This is a genomic window from Paenibacillus sp. FSL R7-0313 (assembly GCF_037969885.1).
GTDB lineage: Bacteria > Bacillota > Bacilli > Paenibacillales > Paenibacillaceae > Paenibacillus.
Genome location: NZ_CP150219.1, coordinates 6,776,678 through 6,800,902, shown reverse-complemented (window position 1 = coordinate 6,800,902; position 24,225 = coordinate 6,776,678). Strand labels below are relative to the sequence as shown.

24 protein-coding genes are annotated in these 24,225 nt (G+C 46.6%); 12 read left to right on the top strand and 12 right to left on the bottom strand.

Features of this window, described 5'->3' with window-relative positions:
- Positions 1-136: 136 nt before the first annotated feature.
- The gene (locus NSQ38_RS29850) at positions 137-1,651 is read right to left on the bottom strand and encodes a glycoside hydrolase family 43 protein (protein WP_339790783.1); all 1,515 of its coding nucleotides are present in this window, start codon (positions 1,649-1,651) and stop codon (positions 137-139) included.
- A gap of 178 nt (positions 1,652-1,829) precedes the next feature.
- On the opposite strand from NSQ38_RS29850, the gene NSQ38_RS29845 reads away from it, so the two are divergent.
- Positions 1,830-2,693, top strand: coding sequence for a helix-turn-helix domain-containing protein (locus tag NSQ38_RS29845; protein WP_339785778.1), 864 nt, complete (start codon positions 1,830-1,832; stop codon positions 2,691-2,693).
- 79 nt (positions 2,694-2,772) lie between these two features.
- On the opposite strand, the gene NSQ38_RS29840 is transcribed toward NSQ38_RS29845, so the two are convergent.
- The 4 genes from NSQ38_RS29840 to NSQ38_RS29825 form a co-directional block, all read right to left on the bottom strand.
- Complete coding sequence (locus tag NSQ38_RS29840; protein ID WP_339785776.1) at positions 2,773-3,342, bottom strand: YdeI/OmpD-associated family protein; 570 nt, start codon at positions 3,340-3,342, stop codon at positions 2,773-2,775.
- An 11-nt stretch (positions 3,343-3,353) separates the two neighbouring features.
- Complete coding sequence (locus tag NSQ38_RS29835) at positions 3,354-3,863, bottom strand: DinB family protein (protein WP_339785774.1); 510 nt, start codon at positions 3,861-3,863, stop codon at positions 3,354-3,356.
- Positions 3,864-3,946: 83 nt separating this feature from the next.
- On the bottom strand, positions 3,947-4,864 hold the full coding sequence (locus NSQ38_RS29830; protein WP_339790780.1) for a YafY family protein: 918 nt from the start codon (positions 4,862-4,864) through the stop codon (positions 3,947-3,949).
- A 270-nt stretch (positions 4,865-5,134) separates the two neighbouring features.
- Positions 5,135-6,052, bottom strand: coding sequence for a winged helix-turn-helix transcriptional regulator (locus tag NSQ38_RS29825; protein WP_017690213.1), 918 nt, complete (start codon positions 6,050-6,052; stop codon positions 5,135-5,137).
- A 397-nt stretch (positions 6,053-6,449) separates the two neighbouring features.
- Here NSQ38_RS29825 and NSQ38_RS29820 point away from each other — a divergent pair, with 397 nt between their 5' ends.
- The 8 genes from NSQ38_RS29820 (at position 6,450) to NSQ38_RS29785 (ending at position 16,074) form a co-directional block, all read left to right on the top strand.
- Positions 6,450-7,361: a glycoside hydrolase family 43 protein gene (locus NSQ38_RS29820; protein WP_053061664.1), complete on the top strand. Its 912-nt coding sequence runs from the start codon at positions 6,450-6,452 to the stop codon at positions 7,359-7,361.
- A gap of 132 nt (positions 7,362-7,493) precedes the next feature.
- Positions 7,494-8,834: a sugar ABC transporter substrate-binding protein gene (locus NSQ38_RS29815; protein ID WP_339785771.1), complete on the top strand. Its 1,341-nt coding sequence runs from the start codon at positions 7,494-7,496 to the stop codon at positions 8,832-8,834.
- Positions 8,835-8,991: 157 nt separating this feature from the next.
- Positions 8,992-9,882 carry a sugar ABC transporter permease gene (locus NSQ38_RS29810; RefSeq protein WP_036611613.1) on the top strand — a complete coding sequence of 297 codons (891 nt, stop codon included), beginning with the start codon at positions 8,992-8,994 and terminating at the stop codon, positions 9,880-9,882.
- Positions 9,883-9,908: 26 nt separating this feature from the next.
- On the top strand, positions 9,909-10,751 hold the full coding sequence (locus tag NSQ38_RS29805) for a carbohydrate ABC transporter permease (RefSeq protein WP_036611483.1): 843 nt from the start codon (positions 9,909-9,911) through the stop codon (positions 10,749-10,751).
- Positions 10,752-10,807: 56 nt separating this feature from the next.
- Positions 10,808-12,229, top strand: a complete 1,422-nt coding sequence (locus NSQ38_RS29800; protein WP_339790777.1) for an arabinan endo-1,5-alpha-L-arabinosidase — start codon at positions 10,808-10,810, stop codon at positions 12,227-12,229.
- 1,274 nt (positions 12,230-13,503) lie between these two features.
- Entirely contained in the window at positions 13,504-14,484 is a 981-nt protein-coding gene (locus NSQ38_RS29795; protein ID WP_339785768.1) for a family 43 glycosylhydrolase, read from the top strand.
- Positions 14,485-14,681: 197 nt separating this feature from the next.
- The gene (locus NSQ38_RS29790; RefSeq protein WP_339785765.1) at positions 14,682-15,527 is read left to right on the top strand and encodes an EcsC family protein; all 846 of its coding nucleotides are present in this window, start codon (positions 14,682-14,684) and stop codon (positions 15,525-15,527) included.
- A gap of 58 nt (positions 15,528-15,585) precedes the next feature.
- The gene (locus NSQ38_RS29785; RefSeq protein WP_339785762.1) at positions 15,586-16,074 is read left to right on the top strand and encodes a YbaK/EbsC family protein; all 489 of its coding nucleotides are present in this window, start codon (positions 15,586-15,588) and stop codon (positions 16,072-16,074) included.
- Between the two features lie 420 nt (positions 16,075-16,494).
- Here the strand turns inward: NSQ38_RS29785 and NSQ38_RS29780 are convergent, their stop codons facing one another.
- On the bottom strand, positions 16,495-17,769 hold the full coding sequence (locus NSQ38_RS29780) for an MFS transporter (protein ID WP_339785760.1): 1,275 nt from the start codon (positions 17,767-17,769) through the stop codon (positions 16,495-16,497).
- 247 nt (positions 17,770-18,016) lie between these two features.
- Between NSQ38_RS29780 and NSQ38_RS29775 the strand changes: the two genes are divergently transcribed.
- Positions 18,017-18,235 (top strand): hypothetical protein, encoded by a 219-nt coding sequence (locus NSQ38_RS29775; protein WP_339785759.1) that lies wholly within the window; start codon positions 18,017-18,019, stop codon positions 18,233-18,235.
- Between the two features lie 365 nt (positions 18,236-18,600).
- Here NSQ38_RS29775 and queF read toward each other — a convergent pair whose 3' ends face one another.
- The 6 genes from queF to NSQ38_RS29745 all read right to left on the bottom strand — a co-directional run bounded on the left by queF (position 18,601) and on the right by NSQ38_RS29745 (position 22,720).
- Complete coding sequence (queF, locus tag NSQ38_RS29770) at positions 18,601-19,092, bottom strand: preQ(1) synthase (protein WP_076209554.1); 492 nt, start codon at positions 19,090-19,092, stop codon at positions 18,601-18,603.
- 148 nt (positions 19,093-19,240) lie between these two features.
- Positions 19,241-20,014 carry a 7-carboxy-7-deazaguanine synthase QueE gene (gene queE / locus NSQ38_RS29765; protein WP_339785757.1) on the bottom strand — a complete coding sequence of 258 codons (774 nt, stop codon included), beginning with the start codon at positions 20,012-20,014 and terminating at the stop codon, positions 19,241-19,243.
- Positions 20,007-20,498 carry a 6-carboxytetrahydropterin synthase QueD gene (gene queD, locus NSQ38_RS29760; RefSeq protein ID WP_036611465.1) on the bottom strand — a complete coding sequence of 164 codons (492 nt, stop codon included), beginning with the start codon at positions 20,496-20,498 and terminating at the stop codon, positions 20,007-20,009. The genes queE and queD overlap by 8 nt, the downstream gene beginning before the upstream one ends.
- Positions 20,495-21,175, bottom strand: coding sequence for a 7-cyano-7-deazaguanine synthase QueC (gene queC, locus NSQ38_RS29755; protein ID WP_339790775.1), 681 nt, complete (start codon positions 21,173-21,175; stop codon positions 20,495-20,497). The genes queD and queC overlap by 4 nt, the downstream gene beginning before the upstream one ends.
- Before the next feature lie 366 nt (positions 21,176-21,541).
- Positions 21,542-22,246: an AIM24 family protein gene (locus tag NSQ38_RS29750; protein ID WP_036668803.1), complete on the bottom strand. Its 705-nt coding sequence runs from the start codon at positions 22,244-22,246 to the stop codon at positions 21,542-21,544.
- An 18-nt stretch (positions 22,247-22,264) separates the two neighbouring features.
- Positions 22,265-22,720: a hypothetical protein gene (locus NSQ38_RS29745; protein WP_036611459.1), complete on the bottom strand. Its 456-nt coding sequence runs from the start codon at positions 22,718-22,720 to the stop codon at positions 22,265-22,267.
- A 331-nt stretch (positions 22,721-23,051) separates the two neighbouring features.
- On the opposite strand from NSQ38_RS29745, the gene NSQ38_RS29740 reads away from it, so the two are divergent.
- Together NSQ38_RS29740 and NSQ38_RS29735 are read left to right on the top strand one after the other, a co-directional pair.
- Complete coding sequence (locus NSQ38_RS29740) at positions 23,052-23,219, top strand: hypothetical protein (RefSeq protein ID WP_167544395.1); 168 nt, start codon at positions 23,052-23,054, stop codon at positions 23,217-23,219.
- 207 nt (positions 23,220-23,426) lie between these two features.
- Entirely contained in the window at positions 23,427-24,131 is a 705-nt protein-coding gene (locus NSQ38_RS29735) for a hypothetical protein (RefSeq protein ID WP_339785754.1), read from the top strand.
- Positions 24,132-24,225 lie beyond the last annotated feature (94 nt).

Genomic DNA, 24,225 nt, shown 5'->3' with positions numbered 1-24,225 from the left:
AGCAAAATCCCCTCAAAGTTCACTCATTTCCTTATGCTACCACACAAGGCTTTTCAAAGAGTATCTACTTTAAGGGGATAATTTTAGCTTATCATATATTATATTTTTCTATTACTGAATATAGGAGTTAAAACGATTATTCGTCCAGAGGTTCATAGTCAAACCAATCGTAACTTGCAGGTGTACACTCCCCCGATGGAGCATAAGCGTACATGGCGATCATCACACCTGTGAAACCACTTGCTACTTCGGTAGATAACAGATGTGTTTCCCCTGAACCCACTTCGATGGCATCGGATGAACCTTGCTGGTAGAGGAACGTGAAGTGATTACGGTCAGCCTTGATTTGTAATACAACCGGCCCCGTGTCACAGTCAAACACCTGCTCGGTTCGCAGAGAGCCGACGGTTCGCCGTAGTATGATTTTCTTCTGCCCATCGATCCGTGTTACAACCAAATCGTAATGATATTTATCATTCATAAATAAGGTTAATCCAGCTTCCTCACCGCTCACATTTGGCTCATAACGTAGCTCGGTTGCCATATTGCATAAGAAATGGCTCAATCGACGCCCGACAAAGGCTGGATTTTGTCCATCATCCAGTGAAACCGAGTGACCTCGGAGGATGAGTTGCCCGGGATTTTCAGTGAGCGTCCAACTACCCGGAACTGGATTACGTAAGAAGATCCAGTTCATGCCTAATGATGGTTCGTCAAAATCATCCCGAATAGCCTGAGGTGACCAAGGGTGCTCAGCCAACAAAGGCCCAGTCATCTCCTGCTCAATATGTCCGTCCACACCGATCATCGGCCAACCGGTATCCGTCCAAGTGACAGGTGCCAGGAACGTTTCACGTCCCATATGGTGCCGCATGGGGTAACCTGCTGGACGAATGCCAAGAGACACGGCCCACCAGCTTCCATCCTGGATCTGGACAAGGTCTGCATGACCGGTTGCATGAATGCTGGATTTCATGCTCCGATTGGACAGAATCGGATTATGAGGACACGGATCAAATGGTCCGTATGGCTCTGTGCTCCGAGCAATGGTCTCCATATGACCATACTCGGTTCCACCTTCGGCGATCATCAGATAGTAGAGGCCGTTTATTTTATACATGTGGGGAGCTTCGGGGGCTGCTCCTCCGGTTCCAGTCCAGATCAATCGGCTATCGGTTAGTCTGGCTCCGGTCGTGATGTCTATCTCGCACTGATAGATGCCCTCACCTTCATCGCCGTTACAGGCCGTTTGAAAATACACATGTCCATCTTCATCGAAGAGAAAAGAGGGATCAATGCCGCCCTGATCAACAAAAATCGGAGCAGACCATGGTCCCTCGGGCTGGGCACTACGTACATAAAAATTTCCGCCGCCGCTGACATTGGTTGTTGTCATATAGAACCAACCATCATGGTACCGGAGTGTTGGGGCAAAAATGCCGCCAGAGCTGCCTGCGTTCGCTAAAGGGAGTTGCTCAGTGGTTGTGAGGACATGGCCGATCTGTTGCCAGTTCACAAGGTCTTTGCTGTGGAAGATGGGCACACCAGGGAAATATTCAAAGGTACTGGTTACCAGATAATAGTCTTCATCTACACGGCAGATACTCGGATCTGGATAAAACCCCGGAATCACCGGATTGGTATATTTCATCATTTATGCTCCTATTCATTTCGAGAGTTTAATATGGATCTGAACGTGAACGTATGAAATGTATCCTTGCTACAAGGGGAATTATATCGTCTTTAATCATTTCCAACCTTGATTTTTCGGTCCTCGAATAGCATGATATAGACATTCAACCCAACATGGTTTGCGGAGGGGAATGCTTTTGAGTAATGCATATTTGAGATGGTTTACTTCAGATCAACAGTTTCCATTTTTCATTCAGTATGGTGGACACGACCAAGACATGGAACTTCATAATCATGTGGACTTTACGGAACTTGTCATTGTTCTGAGTGGTCATGCAACCCATGTGGTGAACACCGAGGAATTTTTTATTAAAAAAGGGAACGCATTTGTGATTAATGGCGACACCCATCACGCGTATAAAGACCCTCATGATTTTAGGATCTGTAACATTATGTTCAGTCCTGAGATGCTTGCTTCGGCTGGGCCCGATCTGAAAAAATCTAACGGCTTCCAGGCGCTGTTTGTTTTGGAACCGTTTTATCGTAATATTCACTCGTTTCCGAGTAAATTGGCGTTATCCATTTCCAGTCTGGAGTATGTAGAATCACTGATATCGTTCATGATTGAGGAGTATCAGAGTAAACAGCAAGGGTATCAGACGATGTTGATCTCACGTCTTACCGAGATGGTTGTTTATTTGTCGAGGCAATATGATACGCAAGAGAAGGGCATTGAGGGTAATAATCTGATGCATCTGGCAAATGCCATTTCATATATTGAAGATCATTATCTGGAGCCACTGTCGCTAGAAGATATTGCGGGGAAGTCGAATATCTCAATAAGGCATCTGAACCGGATTTTTCGATCCTATTATCAGATGACCCCGATCTCTTATCTGCAGAAGTTACGTCTGGAGAAGGCATGTCATTTGTTGAAAAACGGGAACCTGTCCATCACGGAAATTTCGTATGAATGTGGATTTAACGACAGTAATTATTTCACCCGCCAGTTTAAGAAAGCTTTTGGCGAATCTCCCAAAACATACAGGCAGAATCATTAATACCTGACCGAATAAAAAAAGCAAAACAGGGCCTCCTCATAGGGAGGTCCTGTCTGCTGTCTCAGGGAAAAGGGAAAATTCAATAGTTCAAGAGCCGTCCGTTGTCATGCCATTGACCGTACATTTTATTTTCCTTTGTGTTGGTTATGAACTTATCCAATCTGCTCTGGAATAATGCTGGCTGATTCTTAACACTTTGGATCGTATCGATCCGAACGTTTTGATACAGGGTAGGAAAGGACATGAAATTTGCATAAACCTGATGGTCTTCTTTCAGCTTTTGTTCGATCACGCCATCAATAATGAAAGCATTCTGATCCATAACAGGAAGAACCCTTCTCCCCTCGTCATGCATCAAGCCCAACTTTTCAAGACGGCGGACACGTTCCTTGTTCAATTCAGTCCATGAGCTACGTTTACTCCTAGGAGATAATCTCTGTGCTAATTGAGTCTCGGATATTTTCTTTTTGACTCCATCGATCCAGCCAAAGCACAGCGCCTCCTCAACCAAGTCCAAATACAGCAGGGTATTTGGCACGGGTTTTATGCTTATCATTACCCAGCAAGATTTCTCGACTTTTCCATGCTCTCGCAACCAATTTCTCAATTCATCCCTCGACGTCACGGGGATACAATGTACATGTTCCATCCGATTGTCAACTATACTTGAGTCTGTTCCTGATACCAAAAGAGTGAATAGTCATTCATGATGGAGGCATGCCCTAATTGACGCAGCATGGTAGAAACATTGCCTCGATGATAGGTGCCGTGGTTAACTGCATGGAATACGATTTCCGATAAGCTGGTTTCGCGAACGCCGGCAAATGGATTATCGAGTAGAATGGTTTGCTCCAGATCCGCTTGGCCTCGTAACCACTCACTGTATTGTGCCGACAGGTCGGTAAAACGTTTGATGTACTCATCCACAGAACCGTGAATTTCACTATTGAGTGGTATACATGCTTGCAGTGCCTCGGGCATGCCAGTGCCATTCAATACCTCGTACCACATTTTATCTACGGCGTAGATATGGCTGAGTGCGTGAGCAATGGTTGGAAAGGAACTGTTCACTTCCTGACTCAGTACGGAAGAGGGCAGTTCCTTGATTCTGCCCAGGATGGTTTGAGTGGCCCATGCGTGGTAATTATACATTTGCTCCGGATGATTCATTGATAATCGTCTCCTTTAATTTCGCGATAGATTGGGTTAACTTACTGAGATGATTATAAAAAAAGAAGTATGACAACAGCGTGTCATACTTCTTCATAGAGCTTAAGTGCGTTTCGAAGTTGTTCTTTCAGGATGCCTCGTAATTCAATCGGTTCAAGCACCTCAGCACCACTTCCCAAACTAAGCAGAAACGACCAAAGCCATCTGGCTTGTAACGGTTGATGAACCTGGATCCGCATCGTCATACTTCCATCCTCATGAAATTGCTTATCTGCCTGTTGGAAATGATCCATGGCTTCCGCAAGTCCTTCCGGATTCACCCGAAATACAACATCACTTACCTGATCTTGCCATGACGGATCTGATACAACCGTCTCTTGAGGAAGCTCAAGATGGGGTGGGAAGTGTTCCGATGTCAGTTGTACGTTCATCATCCGGGACAGTCGGAACTCGCGATAATCCTGCCGTGTCTGGCAAAATCCATACACATACCAATTACGATATTTGAATTGCAGCCTTACTGGTTCCAGATGGCGGGGTGTATGTTCATTTTTTGTATTGATGTAGTCAAAACGGACAACCTGATGTTCTGTAATACCTTTACGCAGATGAGGAAGGGCATCGGGTTCCGTTCGGCGAGTCTCCAGATCCACAGACAGACTTGAGTTCTGATGCTCCGGTCCAATCGTCTGCAGACGTTCAATTGTACCCTGTGCACGTGCATCTTCAAAGACCGTGGAGAGACTGCTCAGGACCGTGATCAGGGAATCCACATCATAAGAACCGAGCAAGCTTTTATCCATTTTGTATCCGTCCATCATGCCGTAGCCGCCTTTGAGTCCCTGATGGGAGACGACCGGGAAGCCGGCGGCACAGATCACATCAATATCCCGATAGATCGTTCTTGGGGACACCTGAAACTCTTCCGCCAAGGTGGAAGCAGACAACACTTCGTTGTTCAGCAATTTGTATATGATTGAGATTAATCGCTCCAATTTCAAAAGGTATCCCCGCCCGTTATTCCATTTTGTCATTACAGGCCATTATTATATCACGACATGCTGAACAACATGGAGGATCGCAGGGGGCTATAAGAAGTCATATCATCCAGTATGTTTGTTTCAACTTGGTTAAATAAGTTCTTAGGCGAGATGAAAAAAAAGAGTGCTGGATAGCACCCTTTTGAAGACACATTGTTGTTGCTGTTGTGTTGAACAGTTATGTTAGCAGATCGGTTGAGCTTAATATCGAGTTAACAGACAGAGCTGGCTCTACTCTTCTTGCACGTTATAGAGAACCCGAGCGAGCAGATTCTGTCCATAGTTTCCGAAATTTTTACCAAAGATCGTTAAGCCCCGTTTGTTCAAAGGTCCGTCCGTAACCGCAATGCGGAAATGAATATCGCTTTTGTAATCCAGCCCAATCTGGTCCAGCGTTACGTCCGAGATGCGGCATCCGTCGATATAGCTGCCTTCCTGTGTAATCCGGATCAGCTTCAGCATGCCGTACTGATTCAAGTGTGGAGGCCACCATTCCGGATTAAAGGTACCGCGTGTATTGCCAAAATCCCCCGGACTTGTCCAGCAGCCAATCTCAATCCCATTGACATAGAAGTAAATATCCGAAGGGTAATTGTCACAAAAGCCAGGGGCCTCCGATCCCAGTTCCATCGACAACTGAATTTCGCTAAAGGACTGATTAGGTTTGAGATAGTTTGGAATCCGATACTCGAGATAACCTTCAGCCAGCCAGATCATCTCCGCATCAATTCGCAGTGGATCAGCAAAGTACCGCGGATCATCGAACTCTCCAACAATGCTGTCCCGTGTAGCGAGACCACATGTGGGTGCAGCCTGATAATCGCTGTAATGACCGACCTGAATTTCCACCTCATAACGATTGTTAATCTCCTGTGAACGCAGATCAACCATCAATTTTTCCTCATTGAGATAACATATCTTCTGAATGCCATGTTTGCCAACGGCGGTGTTGATCTCGATCAATCCGCTCTCTTCAAGCTTCTTGATATGCATTGTGATGGCACCATTGCTCAGTCCCAGCTTGGTTGCGAGATCATTGAGATTAAGGCTTTGGTTCTTGGCCAGCAGCTCGATGATCTGAATCCGGATTTCCGAACTGAGCGCTTTGAAGATATTCACACCCGACATCAGATCTTTAATATAAATCATAGGTGGATTTCCTTTCCCCGTTCTGAACAAAGTCTTCGACACAGACATTTGCACATTTATATGTTTTATTTCAGATAATTATAAATCATTCCCTCATGGAAGGGAAGGGTGGAGAAATAGAAGTCAAAACCCTTGTGTATAGCGCAAATACGAAAATATAATCTATATTTTGTTCACTATTCCGGTTAAAATAAGTGTTAATCAGTTCACATATATTTGAAATATACCATTGAAATGTAATGTAACCGCTTTTATAATCCTATTATACCTAAATTGATTCATTACTTCATGAACCTAATTAACCATTTGATCAGGAAAGGTGGAGTTTGGTTTGGAAAAGTTAAGCAATGTGAAGAGGTTTAAGTGGAAACGGTTGGCGTTACCGGCATTACTTGTGATGGTATTACTGCTGGCAGGTCAGTCAAAAGCTTTGGCGGCGTTCTGGAATCTGACCGGAGATACCGCTGTTCATGATCCGTCGATTATCAAAGAGGGCAGTTCCTGGTACACCTTTTCAACCGGCCCGGGCATTCAAGTATTGAAATCCGATAATGGATCGTCCTGGTATCGTGTTCCACAAATCTTCTTAAGTAAGCCATCCTGGTGGGCTTCTGCCGTTCCGGGACAAAGCGGATTGGATGTATGGGCACCGGACGTAGAGCAGTATAACGGAAAAGTATGGCTCTATTATTCGATCTCCACCTTTGGCTCCAATCGGTCTGCGATTGGTCTTGCGTCTGCGAACAGCATTGGAGCAGGGCAGTGGAAGGACGAAGGATTGGTGCTTCAAACCACGACCGCCAATAATTATAATGCCATTGATCCGAATCTGGTCATTGATGCTTCAGGCAATCCATGGCTGGCCTTCGGTTCTTTCTGGAGCGGTCTGAAGATTGTCAAGCTGGACAAAAATACGATGAAACCGACGGGAAGTATAACTTCCATTGCTGCGCGCCCGAATAACGGAGGTGCTATTGAAGGACCAAGTATTGTATATCGTGGCGGTTACTATTACCTGTTTGCTTCCATCGATTCTTGCTGCCAAGGGGTGAACAGTACCTACAAAATGGTCTATGGACGTTCGACCAGTATAACAGGCCCTTATGTGGACAAAAACGGTGTTAATATGCTGAATGGTGGCGGAACGATATTGGATACAGGCAATGTGAAATGGAAAGGTCCAGGTGGTCAGGACGTGTACAACGGCAATGTCATCGCAAGACACGCCTATGATGCAGAGGATAATGGCAATCCGAAATTGCTGATTAATGACTTGCTTTGGGACTCGAATGGATGGCCGAAATACTGATTTATTTTATATAAATATAAAATGTTTTATAAAAGTGTTGACTAAAGTGATCTGGATTTGATAAATTTAACAACAGAAATCTTATTTCATCCAATTGAATACGGTTACAAGTCCAGATCAGGAGGGGTTCAGATGGTAAAGAAAAAGAGTTGGGTCACATTTATGCTTCTTATGCTGGTAAGTGCACTGGTACTTGCGGGCTGCGGAGGAGGCAGCAGTGCAAGTGGGGACAAGGAGTTAACGTTTATGTTCCGCGGCGGTACAGACGAGCAGAAAGCATACCAGGCGGTGGTCAAGAAATTTGAAGAAGATCATCCGGGTGTGAAAGTCAAAATTATCGTAACGGCTGCGGATCAATATGCAACCAAGCTAAGAGCGGCAATTACAGGCAACAGCTTGCCTGACGTATTTTATATCAATCCGGGTGACGTGAAAGCGTATGTGAACAGCAATGTGCTGATGAACCTCACTTCGTATATTGAAAACAATCCGGATGTGGATCTCGATAATATCTGGAAATACGGCGTGGACCTGTATCGTTATGATGGAAAAATGGCAGGACAGGGCGATATCTACGGTATGCCGAAGGATCTGGGGCCATTTGCACTGGGCTACAACAAAACGTTGTTTGAAAAAGAGGGCATTCCATTCCCTGACAAGGATAAACCATACACATGGGAAGAGTTCATCAAGGTGAACCAGCAAGCGACCAAAGATACCAATGGGGACGGTAAACCGGATGTATACGGTACTGGATTCAACGTACAGTGGGCCCTGCAATCCTTTGTATGGAGCAACGGTGGGGATTGGTTGGATGAGACTAAAACAAAGGTAACAATTGATGATCCGAAATTCGCTGAAGCCTTGCAATTCTTCGCGGATATGCAGAACGTATACAAAATTACACCTTCCATTGAGGAAGCGCAAACATTGGATACGTACCAACGCTGGATGAAAGGTGAGATGGCTTTCTTCCCTGTAGGCCCATGGGATATGAGTACATTTGAGAAATTACCTTTCGATTATGATTTGCTGCCATTCCCTGCGGGATCTACTGGTAAATCGGCAACGTGGATTGGATCTCTGGGAATCGGAGTATCCGCGAAAACGAAACATCCAGAAGAAGCAGCGGCATTGGTGAACTACCTTACGGCTTCGAAGGAAGGCATGCAGCAACTGGTAGATGCCAAGGTACAAATTCCGAACTTGCTTGATATGGCGGACGAGTGGGCCAAAGATACATCCACAAAACCAGCCAACAAACAGGAATTCATTGATATCGTTGAGGATTACGGCCGGGCACTGCCAGGTAACTACACGTACAATGCGGAATGGTATGACCTGTTCTTCACGGACATCCAGCCGGTATTGGATGGCAAGATTACAGCCGCAGACTATGTGAAGCAGCAACAACCGAAAATGCAGAAACTGCTCGACAAAGCGGTTGAACAAGAAAAGAAATCTCAGAAATAGTAGATAGGAAAGGGCGATGCCGGCAGCCTGCAATCATGCTGCTGGCATCATTCGTATTGGGACTTATTGGATTCCATACGGGCATGTGGCATTCGTTGATCGGCAAGGTTCAATCGAAGAATGCCACATGCTGATACTAGAAACAGGGGTGAACGCCGTGATTACGAAATCGAGTTTGTATCGCAAAGAGATGCTGTACGGATATCTGTTTATTTTACCTCCGATTCTTGGGTTGCTAATCTTTGTCATGTTCCCATTCCTCTATTCCCTCTATGGCTCCTTTACGGATTGGGATGGACTGGGACAGATGAATTTTATCGGTTTGGCCAACTTCAAGGATCTGCTCACGGATGACCTCTTCTATAAAGCGATGTTTAATACATTCTTCCTGATGCTCGGTATCCCGATTGGTCTGTTGTTGGCTTTGTTGCTGGCAATGGGTCTGAATCGTAAAATTCCCGGCACAACGACATTCCGTGTAATCTATTACATTCCGGTTATTTCTTCCCTCGCTGCGGTGTCCATCATGTGGAACTGGGCATACAACGGGGATTACGGTCTGGTAAACCAGTTCCTTGACCTGTTTGGTATCAAGGGTCCAAACTGGCTCGCGAACAAAGACACGGTCAAACCCGCTCTGATTATTATGACGGTGTGGAAGGGTCTTGGATACACAATGTTATTGTACTTGGCGGCACTGCAAAGTGTATCACGTACATACTACGAAGCGGCTGAGCTGGATGGAGCCAATGGGTTCCAGATCTTCCGCAACATCACCTGGCCTATGGTGAAGCCGGTTACTTTTTTCCTCATTGTTACAAATATCATTGGTGGTTCCCAGATCTTCACCGAGATGAACATTATGACGCCTACGGGTGGTCCTGAATATTCTTCGGCATCGATTGTCTTCTACATCTGGCAGAAAGCCTTCAGTAACTTGCAGATGGGTTATGCCTCAGCGATGGCCATGATTCTTGGTATTTTCATTTTTGTCATTACCCTGGTGCAATTCAAAATGAACGAAAAATCAGCCTATGATGGGGATTGATTGTCAAGGAAAGGAGTGAACCGGAGATGTCTTACAGTCAAAAGAGGAAATTAACAAACTCGATCATCTTTATCGTACTTGCGATTGGGGCAATTGCAATGATTGCACCACTGATCTGGATGTTGTCCACGTCATTGAAGGAGAAGCAAGATGTGTTCGCGCTTCCGCCTGTATGGATACCTGAAGTATTCCAATTTGGAAAGTATAAAGAAATCTGGGAAGCAGGTCCGCTGCTCAGCGGGATCAAAAACAGCCTCATCGTTGCGGTAAGTGTAACGGTGGTGGGTACGTTTACGTCCAGTATCGCGGCCTTTGCCTTTGCCAAATTAAGATTCCCGCACAAAAATAAACTGTTTCTCGCGTTGCTGGCATCCATGATGATTCCTTATCCAACAGTCATGATCCCGCAATTCATCATGTTTGCGAAGTTGGGCTGGGTGGATACGCTGTTACCACTGATTGTTCCTGGCCTGTTCGGTAACGTAATCATGATCTTCTTCCTGCGCCAATACCTGCTTAGTGTGCCTGATGCAATTATTGAGGCAGCCAAAATCGATGGAAGTTCCTACTTCCGGCTGTACTCCAGTATTACGTTTCCACTCATCAAACCGGCGATTGCTGCACAGTTGATTCTCTGGTTCATGGGCATCTGGAACGATTATCTGGCACCGATTATCTATCTGAATTCACCGGAGAAGCAGACGTTACAGCTCGTTATAGCAAACTTTAATGCCACGTATGCAATTCAAACCGATTACCCACTTATTATGGCGGCGTCGATTGTGGCTCTGTTACCTGTATTAATCATCTTCCTGATCTTCCAGAAACAGATTATTGAGTCGGTTGCGATTTCAGGAGTGAAGGGATGAACCAGCGGAAGAAATTCCGACGGTGGTCGAATTCAGGAAAAGGAGTGGTTGCTTCCATGTTGTTATTGTTGATTGTTGGAGCTACTGGTTGTTCTGGAGAAGGAGCAGGAGAAACGGTGTCCCGTCCGGTCTTTCCTGAAGCTCCTCAAGATACTCAGCTGTATGACACATCCATACTGGATGATGAATCCCGTTGGACGGTGAACAATGCGCATGATCCAGCTATTATCAAAACTGATCAGGGATACTATGTCTATTCCACAGACGTTCGTGTAGCAGGAGAGGCGAAACCCGGTGTCATGGTACGAAAATCAGATGATCTGATTAACTGGACATGGGTAGGTCAGGCTCTGCCCGGTATTCCGCAAGAAGCGCTGGATTGGACAGGTGCAGTCAATCTGTGGGCACCGGATGTGATTCAGGCTGGTGACACCTATCGGATGTATTATTCGGCTTCTTCTTTTGGCAGTACCCAGTCGGCTATTGGTCTTCAGACATCCTCATCTCCCGAAGGTCCTTGGACAGATGAAGGGCTCGTTGTGAAAACTTCTGCGAATGAACAGGACAAACTGAATGCGATTGATGCCAATCCCATTGTGGATGCCGAGGGCAATTCGTGGATGGTATATGGTTCATTCTTTGACGGCATCTACATTGCGCCACTTGATCCCGACACCGGGAAATTCAAGGACGAGGGTTATGGTACTCGCATTGCTGCTCGGGATCGTGCAACTGAAGAGGGTGCAGTGGAAGGTCCATACATTGTGTATAACCCGGAGTTCAAAAAATATTATCTGTTTGTCTCCTATGATTCCTTGTTCGAAGATTATAACGTGCGGGTTGCGCGTGCTGATTCAATCACAGGACCGTATACGGACATAAACGGCAATAACATGCTGGATACAGAGTATCTGCCGCAATATGAGATCGGCACCAAAATTCTCGGCGGTTATCGCTTCACAGAAGGCGAGGGCTGGGTTGCGCCCGGACATAACTCCGTTCTGAAGGACGGAGACGATTATTACATCGTGCATCATGCACGGGGCGAGACGGATAAAAACTGGCCATATCTACATGTACGCAAAATGTTATGGACGAAGGACGGTTGGCCTGTCGTTTCACCTGAACGTTACGCTGGTGAAACAGCACAGGATGTTCCGAAGTCCATGATTGCCGGGGAGTGGGAAGGCATGGCAATTGATCCGTCCGTGGACGGGCAAATTCAAGCCGTGCCTTATACCCTAACGGACAAAGGAAAAATCCAAAGCGAAAAAGGTTCAGGAACCTGGACGTTTGATGACAAACAAACACTGACACTAAAGTGGAAAGAAAGCCCATGGGGCGGAGCTTCCACGGAAGAGCTGAAGCTGCTCCCGTCCTGGGACTGGGAGCGAAGCCAACCCGCGCTGGTGGTGACAGGCCTCAATGACCGCGGCGTGGCGGTCTGGGGCAAGCAGATCAGCGCTGTGGAGGAATAAGGGTCGACCCAGAGGTTGCACAGCTGGCCACAAGATTATAGGCCAGCCGTGCACTTGGTTGGGAGAGTCGCTCAGGGCAAAGCGGTCCACACTATATTTACCGAGCTACATTCAAGGCTCGAAGTGAGGCTCTAACCCAACGAGCGCGAAAAAAGCGAGCTACCGCTCTAAGGGTGCACAAGCAGAGAGGGGGAGGAAGGAGCCGCAGGAGCGAGTTTGGCATCCGATTTCAACCGCCAAGAGCGGTGAAAAAAGAAATCGGAGGACAAGAGAGCATCAAGGCCCTACCACTCCTGAACGCCCGCTGTGCACGACAAAGCTGGCCTATAGCTCTGCGGCCAGCCCAGCATTACATGGGGAGAGTCGACCGTGCGAAGCGGTCGACCCCATTAGACCGAGCCAACAAAAAGGCTCGGAGTGAGGTTGTAACCCAGCGGGCGCGGTAAGAGCGAGTTGCCGCTCCGATGGTGCACAAGCAGTGAGGGGGAGGAAGGAGCCGCAGGAGTGAGTTTGGCATCCGATTTCAACCGCCAGAAGCGGTGGAAAAGAAATCGGAGGACAAGAGAGCACCAAGGCCCTACCACCCCCGAACGTCCGCTGTGCATGACAAAGCTGGCCAGTAGCTCTGCGGCTAGCCCTGCATTACATGGGGAGAATTGACCGTACGAAGCGGTCAACCCCATAAGACCGAGCCAACAAAAGGCTCGAAGTGAGGTTGTAACCCAGCGAGCGCGGTGAGAGCGAGCTGCCGCTCCGATGATGCACAAGCAGTAAGGGGGAGGAAGGAGCCGCAGGAGCGAGTTTGGCATCCGATTTCAACCGCCAGGAGCGATAGAAAAAGAAATCGGAGGACAAGAGAGCGCCAAGGCCCTACCACCCCCGAACGTCCGCTGTGCACGACAAATCTGGCCAATAGCTCTGCGGCCAGCCCAGCATGACATGGGGAGAGTTGACCCTGCGAAGCGGTCAACCCCATAAGACCGAGCCAACAAAAGGCTCGAAGTGAGGTTGTAACCCAGCGAGCGCGGTGAGAGCGAGCTGCTGCGCCAAGGTGCACAAGCAGTGAGGGGGAGGAAGGAGCCGCAGGAGCGAGTTTGGCATCCGATTTCAACCGCCAGGAGCGGTGGGAAAAGAAATCGGAGGACAAGAGAGCACCAAGGCCCTACCACCCCCGAACGTCCGCTGTGCACCACCCAAAAAGGTTTTCGTTTTTTAGCAATTGGGTTACATATCTCAACTTCGAGTCAAACAACATTTGAAAGGGGAGCATTCCCATGACTGATTCTATTACATTTACTAATCCCATTCTGGAGCAGCGCGCTGATCCTTGGGTGTACCGTCATACAGATGGTTACTATTACTTCTCCGCTTCCGTACCAGCCTTTGACCGGATTGAGATCCGGCGAGCAGAGACTTTGGAAGAGTTAAGAGATGCCAAGCCAGTAACGGCTTGGACGAAGCGTGACACAGGGCCAATGAGTGCCAACATCTGGGCACCGGAGATTCATTTTATCGATGGCAAATGGTACATACACTACGCTGCGGCTCACACCAGTGAGACCAACGAAGGACTGTTCGATCATCGGATGTATGTTTTGGAGAACGATTCCGCGAATCCACTCGAAGGAGAATGGGTAGAAAAGGGACAGATACACACACGGTGGGAATCATTCGCGCTGGATGCAACAACCTTTGAACATAAAGGAATACGCTATCTGGTCTGGGCACAAAAAGATCCGGATATTGTGGGCAACTCGAACCTGTACATTGCTGAAATGGAAAACCCGTGGACGCTACGCGGCGAACAGGTCATGATCTCTACGCCTGAGTACGATTGGGAAATCATCGGCTTTAAGGTGAATGAAGGCCCGGCTGTGATGCATCGTAATGGAAGGTTATTCATTGGATACTCGGCGAGCGCGACCGATTACAATTATTGTATGGGTCTGCTCACCGCAGATGAAAATGCCGACTTGCTTGATCCGGCCAGCTGGGTGAAATCACCCGAGCCGGTATTCCAGACTTGTGAAGCGAACGGTCAATACGGTCCGGGCCATAACAGCTTTACGGTGTCACCGGATGGAAAGACCGATATTCTGATTTATCATGCCCGTAATTACAAAGACATCGAGGGTGATCCCTTGTATGATCCGAACCGTCACGCCCATGCCCAAGTGATACGTTGGCGTGAAGATGGCACACCTGATTTCGGTGTTCCGGCACCGGATGGCAGCGCAGTAGCGGAAGCAAAATAAGAGGTCGTTTAACCTTTCATACGAGAGTCCTTAGTTAGCGAGTGATGCTGATTAAGGGCTCTTCTGTATGTGAACGATAAGATAGAGTAGCCTGAACATATGTGTCCTGGACACAAAACCCAAAGCAACCACAACGATGATTTCTGCGTATGAGAAAGATACAGATTACGATGCAGAACCTATTAGGAGGATCACATATGGATTCACGCGAGGCGTTGGATAAGGAACTTGAACAGATTTTGAAATGGGAAAAACAACAGAAGGACTTGTTTATATGGGATAAAATCGGGCGTTTGCCCTTTGCGATGTTGGATAAAGTGATGCCTAAAGCGCTGAAACAGAAGATTGGAGATTCCCTGAACGACGTGGGTCAGTATGTACAGCATGGGGGCAAGTTCCTCGTACAGAAGAAAAAAGTAGCCAAGCTGCTGCAAGAGGAAGCAGAGAAGTCCGGTTATTCCATGATGGACACGACCTATCGTCTGGAGCAGGAAGCTGAAGCGGAGGGAACAGCGAAAATTAATAGTGTGGAGAATCTGCCACTTCAGGTGCTGGACCAGGTAGCCGATAACATTACCGAGAGTCGAACGAAGTTTGCCGCGGCTCAGGGAGCAGCTACAGGTTTTGGTGGCATTGTAACCATTGCAGCAGATATTCCGATGGTAATGGGGCTTTCTCTGAAGGTACTGCAGGAGATGGCACTATGTTACGGTTATGATCCAGATGAACCGCTGGAGCGTATCTTTATTGTCAAATGTCTGCAATTCTCTTCTGCCGATATTGTGGGCAAGAAAGCCATTATTGAAGAACTCGCCGCTTACGACGATCCGGACAAGCCTATCGAGGTGGTATCGCAGATGCAGGGGTGGCGGGAAGTGTTTAACTCCTACAGTGAATCCTTTGGCTGGAAGAAGCTGTTCCAACTCGTGCCGATTGCCGGCATGGTGTTTGGTTCCGTGAGCAACAAAAATACAATTCGAGATGTAGCCGAAGCAGGCAAAATGTTGTACAAAAAACGGCTGATCCTTCAGCGTTTGAAATAAGGTTACAGAAGAAGTAGTCTTAGAGAAGAATATTTATATTGAAAGAGATGAATTTGCTATGTTAAACAAACAGGGTTTCTATGATCTTTTAGATCGAAATAATATCGTTTACGAAAGTATTGAACATCCCGCAGTATACACGATGGAGGAGATATTCTCTTATCAGATTCCACATACAGAACGTATTGTTAAAAATCTGTTTCTGCGTGATGACAAGAAGCGCAACTATTATCTGGTGACGATTGCTGGAACGAAGTCCGTTGATTTGAGAAGTTTAAGCGAAAAGATACCTAGCCGCAAACTCAGTTTTGCTAGTGAAAAGGATTTGTTGGAGTTACTCGGATTGGAAAAAGGGCACGTGAACCCTATGGGAGTGTTTAATAACATACAGAAAAACGTGACCGTAGTTTTTGACAAGGATCTAGTCGATCAGAAAATCGGAATTCATCCCATGGAAAATACAGCAACGGTATTCCTTGAATTTGAAGATGTGAAGGAACTAATTACAGCTCAAGGTAGCAACGTTGTCATGTGTGACGTGGAATAAACGGTTGAAGCTAAATACGAGAACAACAAATATAAAAAAAGGGTTCCTGCAAGTCTGTAAATACAGAGTTGGCAAGAACCCTTTTGTTTTGGTTCAAACATTTTATTCATACTGTAAATGCAGGTGACTAAAGTGAAATCTAACAACTCAGCAGACGTTATTCGGCGATATTTCACTAATCCCGATTTCTAAAGAATCTCAGACACGTTATTTCTGCATTTCAACGCACATTCCAAGGTTTTCGGCCTTTTTCTCGGGAATAGCGTTGCTCAGATTCTTTAGATTGCGAAACCAGCAGTATTCGTTCAAATAAAAGCTTTCAGGTTCGTTAGCGCAAGATAACGTCTTATAAGGGCGATGCTGCCACGTAAGGATTGGATCTAATATAGAATAAAAAATGGACACCTGTTGATGTATTTTTTACTCTTCACTACCGTTTTCTTTTGCCCAGATATTCAGCAATTTATCGGATGGAAGCAAGAACGTGAAGATCCCGAGCAGGGGCAGGAAGCTGCACATCTGCATTACGGGTGATACACCGAAAACATCAATCCAATTGCCCAGCACGAGTGCGCCCAGGCCTCCCATACCAAATGCCAGACCAGTAATTAGACCGGAAACTGTTCCGATTTTGCCCGGAATCAGCATCTGTGCGTACACAACCGTAACTGAGAAGCTGGATAACATGATAAAACCAATAATGGTTAGCAGTACGCCTGTCCAGAACAGATTCGCATAGGGCAGCAACAGTGCCAGCGGAGCAGCTCCAGCCATGGAAAGGAAGATCAGATTACGTTTGCCAAATCGATCCGCCAGTGGGCCTCCGAAGAATGTACCAAGTGCTCCGGCAGCAAGGAACAAGAAGATATAGATCTGAGCGTCCTCTGTGGACAATCCAAAGGTATCTTTCAGATTAAACGCATAGAAGCTGCCAATGGAAGCGATATACCAGGAACGAACAAAGACAAGCAAGATCAATAGCGTAATGGCGGCAGTAATCTTTTTGCGCAAAGCAGGATTGGGTGCACGACGGGCAGCAGCCTGTCTACGCAGGTATCCTCCCGATTGCAGCATACGTCCATACCAACGGGCTATGTAGATTTGAACTGCAATTCCCATGGCAGCAATGCCTGTAAATCCAATGGCACCAAACAATCCAAACGGGATAAAGATCCAGCGTGTGAGCAATGGGGCAAGAGATTGCCCGGCGTTACCACCGACCTGGAAGATGGACTGTGCCAGTCCACGGCGTTGACCGGCAGCCATGTGTGATACACGCGAACCTTCTGGATGGAAAGCAGCGGAACCCAGACCGACAAAGATAACGGAAATCAGAACAGCCATATAACTGTCAGCGAAGGCCAACAGCAACATGCCGGTAAATGTAAAACCCATGCCTATAGGTAGAATGGATGGCGTCGGTTTTTTATCAGCAAACCAGCCTACGACAGGCTGCATAATGGATGCGGTAAAGTTGATAGCAAATGAGATCCATCCGATCTGAGTATACGTGAGATGCATAGAGTCTTTCAGAATCGGAAAAATGGCGGGAATGACCGACTGGATCGAATCATTGAACAGATGAACCAGACTTATTGCAATGAGTATCCGGTATACGGTGCTTTGGGCATCCAATCCGGGTGGGGCTTTCGAACGCGCTGTGGCGTCCTTGGTTAATGAGGTTTGTGTAGACATGTACAATTCTCCTTTGGTCGCGGTCACGAGGGATCAGCGCCTGATGTTGTATTCTATGCGTGTAAGCATATTGTTACATAATAGGATAGATTGATTGGACCGACAAGGGGAACAAGAGAAAACGTTGATGAATTCAACCCTATTTCTGAGGTGTTTATTAATAGCATTACATTTACAAAATAAACGTATTACTTTAGCATCTACTGTAAGAAGACCCATGTTTATGTGTAAGAAGGATAGAGCAGGGATGAATATGAAATCCTTATCACCTTATGAATCCGCCAAACGTGAGTTGGTGATGACTATTTTGTATATGGCTGTAATAACCTTTCAGTCTATATATGTTGCCCCAGCATCTTTGTCTGTGGCTATCGTCATATTTATCATCTTTCAATCCATTGGTGTGCTGATGTTGAGACATTACGTCAAAAAAGTCAGAGAACTAAAGGACGATCAGTCTACTTGAAAGTGTCTCCAAGCTTAGGATTGAGACAAGGAGGTTCTACAGGTTTATACTAAAAAGCCGAACTTTTTAAGCTATATAAGCTGAATTAATCATTTACACGATAACGGAGAGGACAGAAAAAACCTGAAAAAGCGAAGCGTTTGCCTAAAAGCTTTCTGAAAGAAAGCTGCATCGGAAGCATACGCCATCCCCGGATTTTCCCCTTTAGGAAAGGGAATGGAAAAAATCTGGGGATAACAGCGATTGGAAGGTTGTTTTGTCATCGTAGTGCCAGTGTAAATAATCTTTAGTTCAACTTATATAGCAGAGTTCGGCTTTTGGCATTCTATGATTCTATCTTATACAGAATAGATGAACCTGACGGATTAACGATTATCAATTGTCTCCGGATACATATCATGATTCATCATGCGGTGCTCAGCCATTTGCTCATACTTCGTTCCTGGCTTACCATAGTTCGTGTAAGGGTCAATGGAAATGCCGCCGCGCGGTGTGAATTTGCCCCATACTTCGATGTAGCGTGGGTCCATCAGCTTGATCAGGTCGTTCATGATGATATTCACACAATCCTCGTGGAAGTCACCATGGTTACGGAAGCTGAACAGGTACAGCTTGAGTGATTTACTCTCGACCATTTTGATATCAGGAATGTAACTGATATAGATCGTCGCAAAGTCCGGCTGACCCGTAATCGGGCACAGGCTGGTGAACTCCGGGCAGTTGAATTTTACAAAATAATCGCGGTACGGATGTTTGTTATCAAAGCTCTCCAGAATGCCCGGATCATATTCAAACGTATATTTTACGTTCTGGTTGCCCAGCAACGTCACATCTTGCATCTCATCAGGTTGTCTCATCGGTTATTAAACGCTCCTTGTTTCCGCCAAAGCCCAAAGCCTCGCGGTATATATGAATAGGCCATTTTGCCTGTTAAATTCTCTTTTTTTCTAAGGACATTTCATCCTCATCCTTACATCATGCCGCCCATTCCACCCATACTGGCCATCACACGCCGCGTTTGTTGCCCCATACCAACGTATGAAGCTGCGGAAGCACACGAACGTTGTTCAGGTCATCAGATGCACTAACTTGGTCAATCAGCCACTCATAACGAGCAAGTAGCGAGGACGCCAGATCTGGCGTATCGGCAGAAGTCACATCCGGGTTCCCGGTTTGTAAAAATAGATCCGTGCCCGGATACCGTGCATGCACACGGCGGGCATAGTCCAGGTCTGTCTCATCGAAGATCACGATCTTCAGACTATAGCTTCTTTCTACCGAGCCAGCGGCCAGCCGTTCGATCAGATCATCCAGCACGGCCCAATCGGTGTCCATGCCGGAGCTGGGTGGCTTGGGCGAGACAGTGACTTCGTCAATGTCCGCCAGCCAAGGCTGCCAGCGGGAGCCCTGCGTCTCCACCGCAGTGCGGATGCCGTTCTCCCGCAGCAGGGCAACCAATCCGCCCAGCGAAGCGAGCAGGGCGGGATTACCGCCTGAGATGGTGACATGGGAGAAACGGGTGCCGCCAACGCGGCGCAATTCTTCCCATACATCCTCTGGCGTAATCATCCGAATCTGGTCCTTGCCACTGCCGTCCCAGGTAAAGGCCGAGTCGCACCAGGAGCAGCGATAATCGCAGCCCGCGGTGCGAACAAACATCGTTTTTTGCCCGATGACCATGCCTTCGCCTTGAACCGTTGGACCAAAAATCTCCATCACGGGAATACGAGCCTCTTTGCGAGATCCCGTCTCATTCATCTGGTGTGTCACACTACTCATCGATCATCCACTCCCGTCTCGCTTCCGCGTAACTGGTTGGTGTCTCGAAGAGTCGGACAAACTCCGTTCGCCCACCATCGGTCAGCCCGGCATAGGGCTCCGTCTGGAGCGCATGTTCCATCTGTTCGAACAGCCAAACGACCATATTTTCAGCTGTTGTATTCATTAAAGGAAGTGTCTCGTTGAGGTACTGATGATCCAGATAGCCCTCAATCTGAGTTTTCCATATATCTTTGATATGTCCAAAATCAACCGTCAGCCCGGTTTCACCCGGATAACCGCTGATCCCAAAAATAACTTTATACGTATGACCGTGCAGGTTCTTGCACTTGCCTTCATAACAATGCAGGTGATGTGCTGCGTCAAAGGTAAATTCTTTGCTTACAAGCACACGTTTGCGGTGATAGCGCAGCTGGGTGGGAAGAATATCTTCTCCGATGCGTTGCAGATGCTCTACAATACGGAATGTTCCAGGTTCTCTCATCGTACATCCACTCCCGCCGATTCAGCAGCAGAACGTTGCTGTACATAGCGATCCAGTCCGGCTTTGCGCAGTTTGCAAGCAGGGCATTCTCCGCATCCATCGCCGATCACGCCGTTATAACAGGTCAGGGTACGCTCGCGTACATAATCAAAGGCACCGAGATCATCGGCCATCTTCCACGTTTGGGCTTTGTCCAGCCACATGAGCGGGGTATGAATGACAAATGGATAGTCCATCGACAGATTAAGCGTCACATTAATCGACTTCACAAATGAATCCCGGCAATCCGGGTATCCGCTGAAATCCGTCTCGCATACACCTGTAACCAGGTGACGTGCTCCTTTTTGCTTTGCCATAATGGCCGCAAAACTGAGGAACAGCAGATTCCGTCCATCTACAAATGTACTCGGCAGTTCGCCTTCTTCATGCGTAATCTCGACATCCGTGCGAGTGAGCGCATTGGGGGCAAGCTGATTTAACAGGCTCATATCGAGCACCGTTTGCTGTACACCCAGATCACGAGCAATCTCGGCTGCACATTCAATCTCCTGCTTGTGGCGCTGACCGTAATCAAACGTAACAACCTCGACTTCGGCAAACTGTTGTTTGGCCCAGAACAGACACGTGGTGCTATCCTGACCACCGCTGAATACAACGACTGCTTTTTCTTCGTTCAACATAAAAAAACCTCTCTATCTTCTTGAGATCAAACCATGCACGTAGGCATAGAGTGTCGGAAGAACAGAGAAGTTCATGAACTGGCATCCATCAAAAAACACACCTTCTCGATAACCGCTTCAAAAAAGCAGGCAAGAGCAAGTGTCCTTAGTTTTTTACGTACATTCCGTTAAGTAACGTGTACGCAAGACTTATACTGACCATCACATGGTCAAGTCTTATAGAGGGAGTTCGCGAACCTCTCCCATGCCACAGGCATGGATTTTCTTCTTCAATTGTCTGAACCATTATAACATGAAACCGCGTGGTGACCACCCCACTGGAGCATAGTGGCAGCTAATCGGTCGGCTCCATCAACTAACAGCTTATTTGATCAATACATTGCCGAAAGGGATCACTTCTTTCAGAATTCGTTTGAACAGTCCCTCATCGTTAAGATCCTGTTCCAAGCGGTGATTCTCACGTCCAGCCTGAAAGAGTACAGATCCATGTCCTGTCATCTTCCAATGATAATTCATATGCTGACTGGCAAGGTTGTTACCATATACGGTGAGTTCCAAATGTGCATTTTCGGGATAGGCAATAATGCTGCCAGCATCCACATAGAGCGGCGCTGTTGGGTGAAGCTCCTGTTGGCAGACCTGGCCTTGAGTGAGCAATCCGATTTTGCCTTTGCCGGAAAATTTCATTTTCACTGCATCACGGGTGATCAGCATGTTTTTGATTTTCTGAATTTTGGTATGCATGGTTACACCATCAGAGTAGAAGAACAGGTGGCGGAAGTCATAGAGCAGATCACTGTCCTCCGTGAGCTCCACTTCCTTCATCGTGAATCCGGGAGGCAGGGCAGCCACAAATTGGCAAGGTCCGGTAATTTCGGATTTAATCAGCTTTTTTTTGCGATATATGCCCGTAATATTCATGAATTTATCATTGCGACTCCCACTTGGACCGCGGAAGGCCACAATTTGCTGCGGATGCAAAATATGAAGGCGGTCATCTTTAATGAGTGAAAATGTGACAACTTGTCCAGCTCCGCCTGCTTCAGCATTGTTCAGGTGTATGTTCATGCAGTTGCTCCTGTTCTTTTATACTCGGCCGGAACGGCGACGCATTCCCCAGCGCATCACACGAATCAGAACAAAGTAACCCAATATGAGAGAAACGACAGTGATGATCGTCGTCTGAATTCGTTTGGTGGTAGCTGCTTTGGCATTCTGGTCGTCCTGTAATTTACTTACCATTTCAGTGAGTTTCTGGTTCTGAGCCAGCAGTTGTTCGTTCTGGGTCTTAAATGCTTCGACATTGGCCTGGGCTTGTCCCAACTGAGCAGACGTTTGATTTAATTGCTCCATCGTTTGTTTATAACTTTCCTGCAGAGCATTCACTTCTCCGGGCAGTTCGGAGACTCGCTCCCATCCGCTGTATATATCCGTAAAAATATTGGCACTGGCTGCACTTACTGTCGAAGCGATCGAAACGGTAAATAGAATGCATGTGGTGAATAACACCCGAATGAAATAACCCTGAATGGATTTTGGCATCGTTAACACCTCTTTCTTCGGTTAGATAGATCCATCGCCGAATTCGTCGTCTATTGTTGAAATACGGCTCTTACATTATACGTCAAAACCGGGACGATGGGTTCAAGATGATATCGTTTTATTACCCGAAATATCTAAAATTATTTAGGAACAGGGCTGTTTAACTTACAAATCTGTGGGGTAATAGAACGATAGGCAAGCACACCGGACCGTTTTAACAGATCTTTTACTTCAGTTCCGGGTGCATGCTATTCACAAATGCGCAATTTAATGAACGATACCAATATATCCGATTGAATATAAGATCGTGAACATGAAGGAGTAGAAACATATGTACACAACAGATCAAAACACATCAACCAAAACGATCATGATCACTGTTAATGGAGAGCCAGTAGGGCGTAAGCTGGTCATTGACAGTGTCACCTATGCACCGGTAACCGAAGCAGATGGTGCACAATATTTACACAAAATGGGAATCGATCATCCTACTGTTTAATTTGGGACTTGTCATAGATAAGTGATTGATAAGCTTGGCCTAGTGCCAGGCTTTTTCGTCGTTTATTGTCGTATTGAGACGGATTTAGGGATATAAAACTAATATATTGGAAAAATTTAATGAGAACATGTGTTCCGTGACAATATAGTGTCCATTCACCCTGATAACTTAGAAGATAATACACATAAATCGGGGGAGAGACTACCAGTGAACTCAGTCTTTGAAGTATCTTATTCGTGGAATAAAGAGGCCATACCGACAGGGGGAGCCGACCCCGTATATATGATGGTAGAGTGGCGTAACGGTGCCCCTGCCAAAAGACTTAGGAAAATAGCACCCAAAATTGTATCAAGAGATTTGGAACTTTTGCTCAAACCGGAATATGGAGTACAGCTAAAAGGCATCTATGGATGTCGTTCCAAAGAAACGGATATTGGCTGGTTATTGAGACTTGGGGATATGTACAAGGGAGAGAGTAAACAAATTTTGCTTGAATTCGTCATGGGACCCCGTGTATCAGGAAAAGCTGCCGTATGTTCAGCCTACTGGAGCACAAGGAAGTTGAAGCAAAGTCAACGTGTATTGTTACGAAGAGAACAGTTGTATATTCAGTACACCAGTCATCTGGGCATGCTGCGACAACCGGAAGATCCCAAGGTGGAGAAGACGATCAAATTAAGTGAAACCGTGCCCCTGATCAAACAAGCCCTGCGCGCCTACGAAAGAGGCCGGGTTCAGGAGGGAAGTAATATGTTGCGTCGCCATGCTGATGCGTTGTTAATTGAAGCTGCGCGGAAGCAAGATCTGGACTATTACGCGGAAGCCGAGATCGTTGAAAAGTTGCGTTATCACTATGAGATAACGTTTACAACCGGATATCATAACCGTGAAAAAAAGATATTAGGCGAATAGGGATGATTTCAGATGGTAACGGTATAGAGAGAGTCTACATATTTGAAGGTGAAGTTTAGGAGAAGGTCGAATGTATGTATCAATATCATATTAA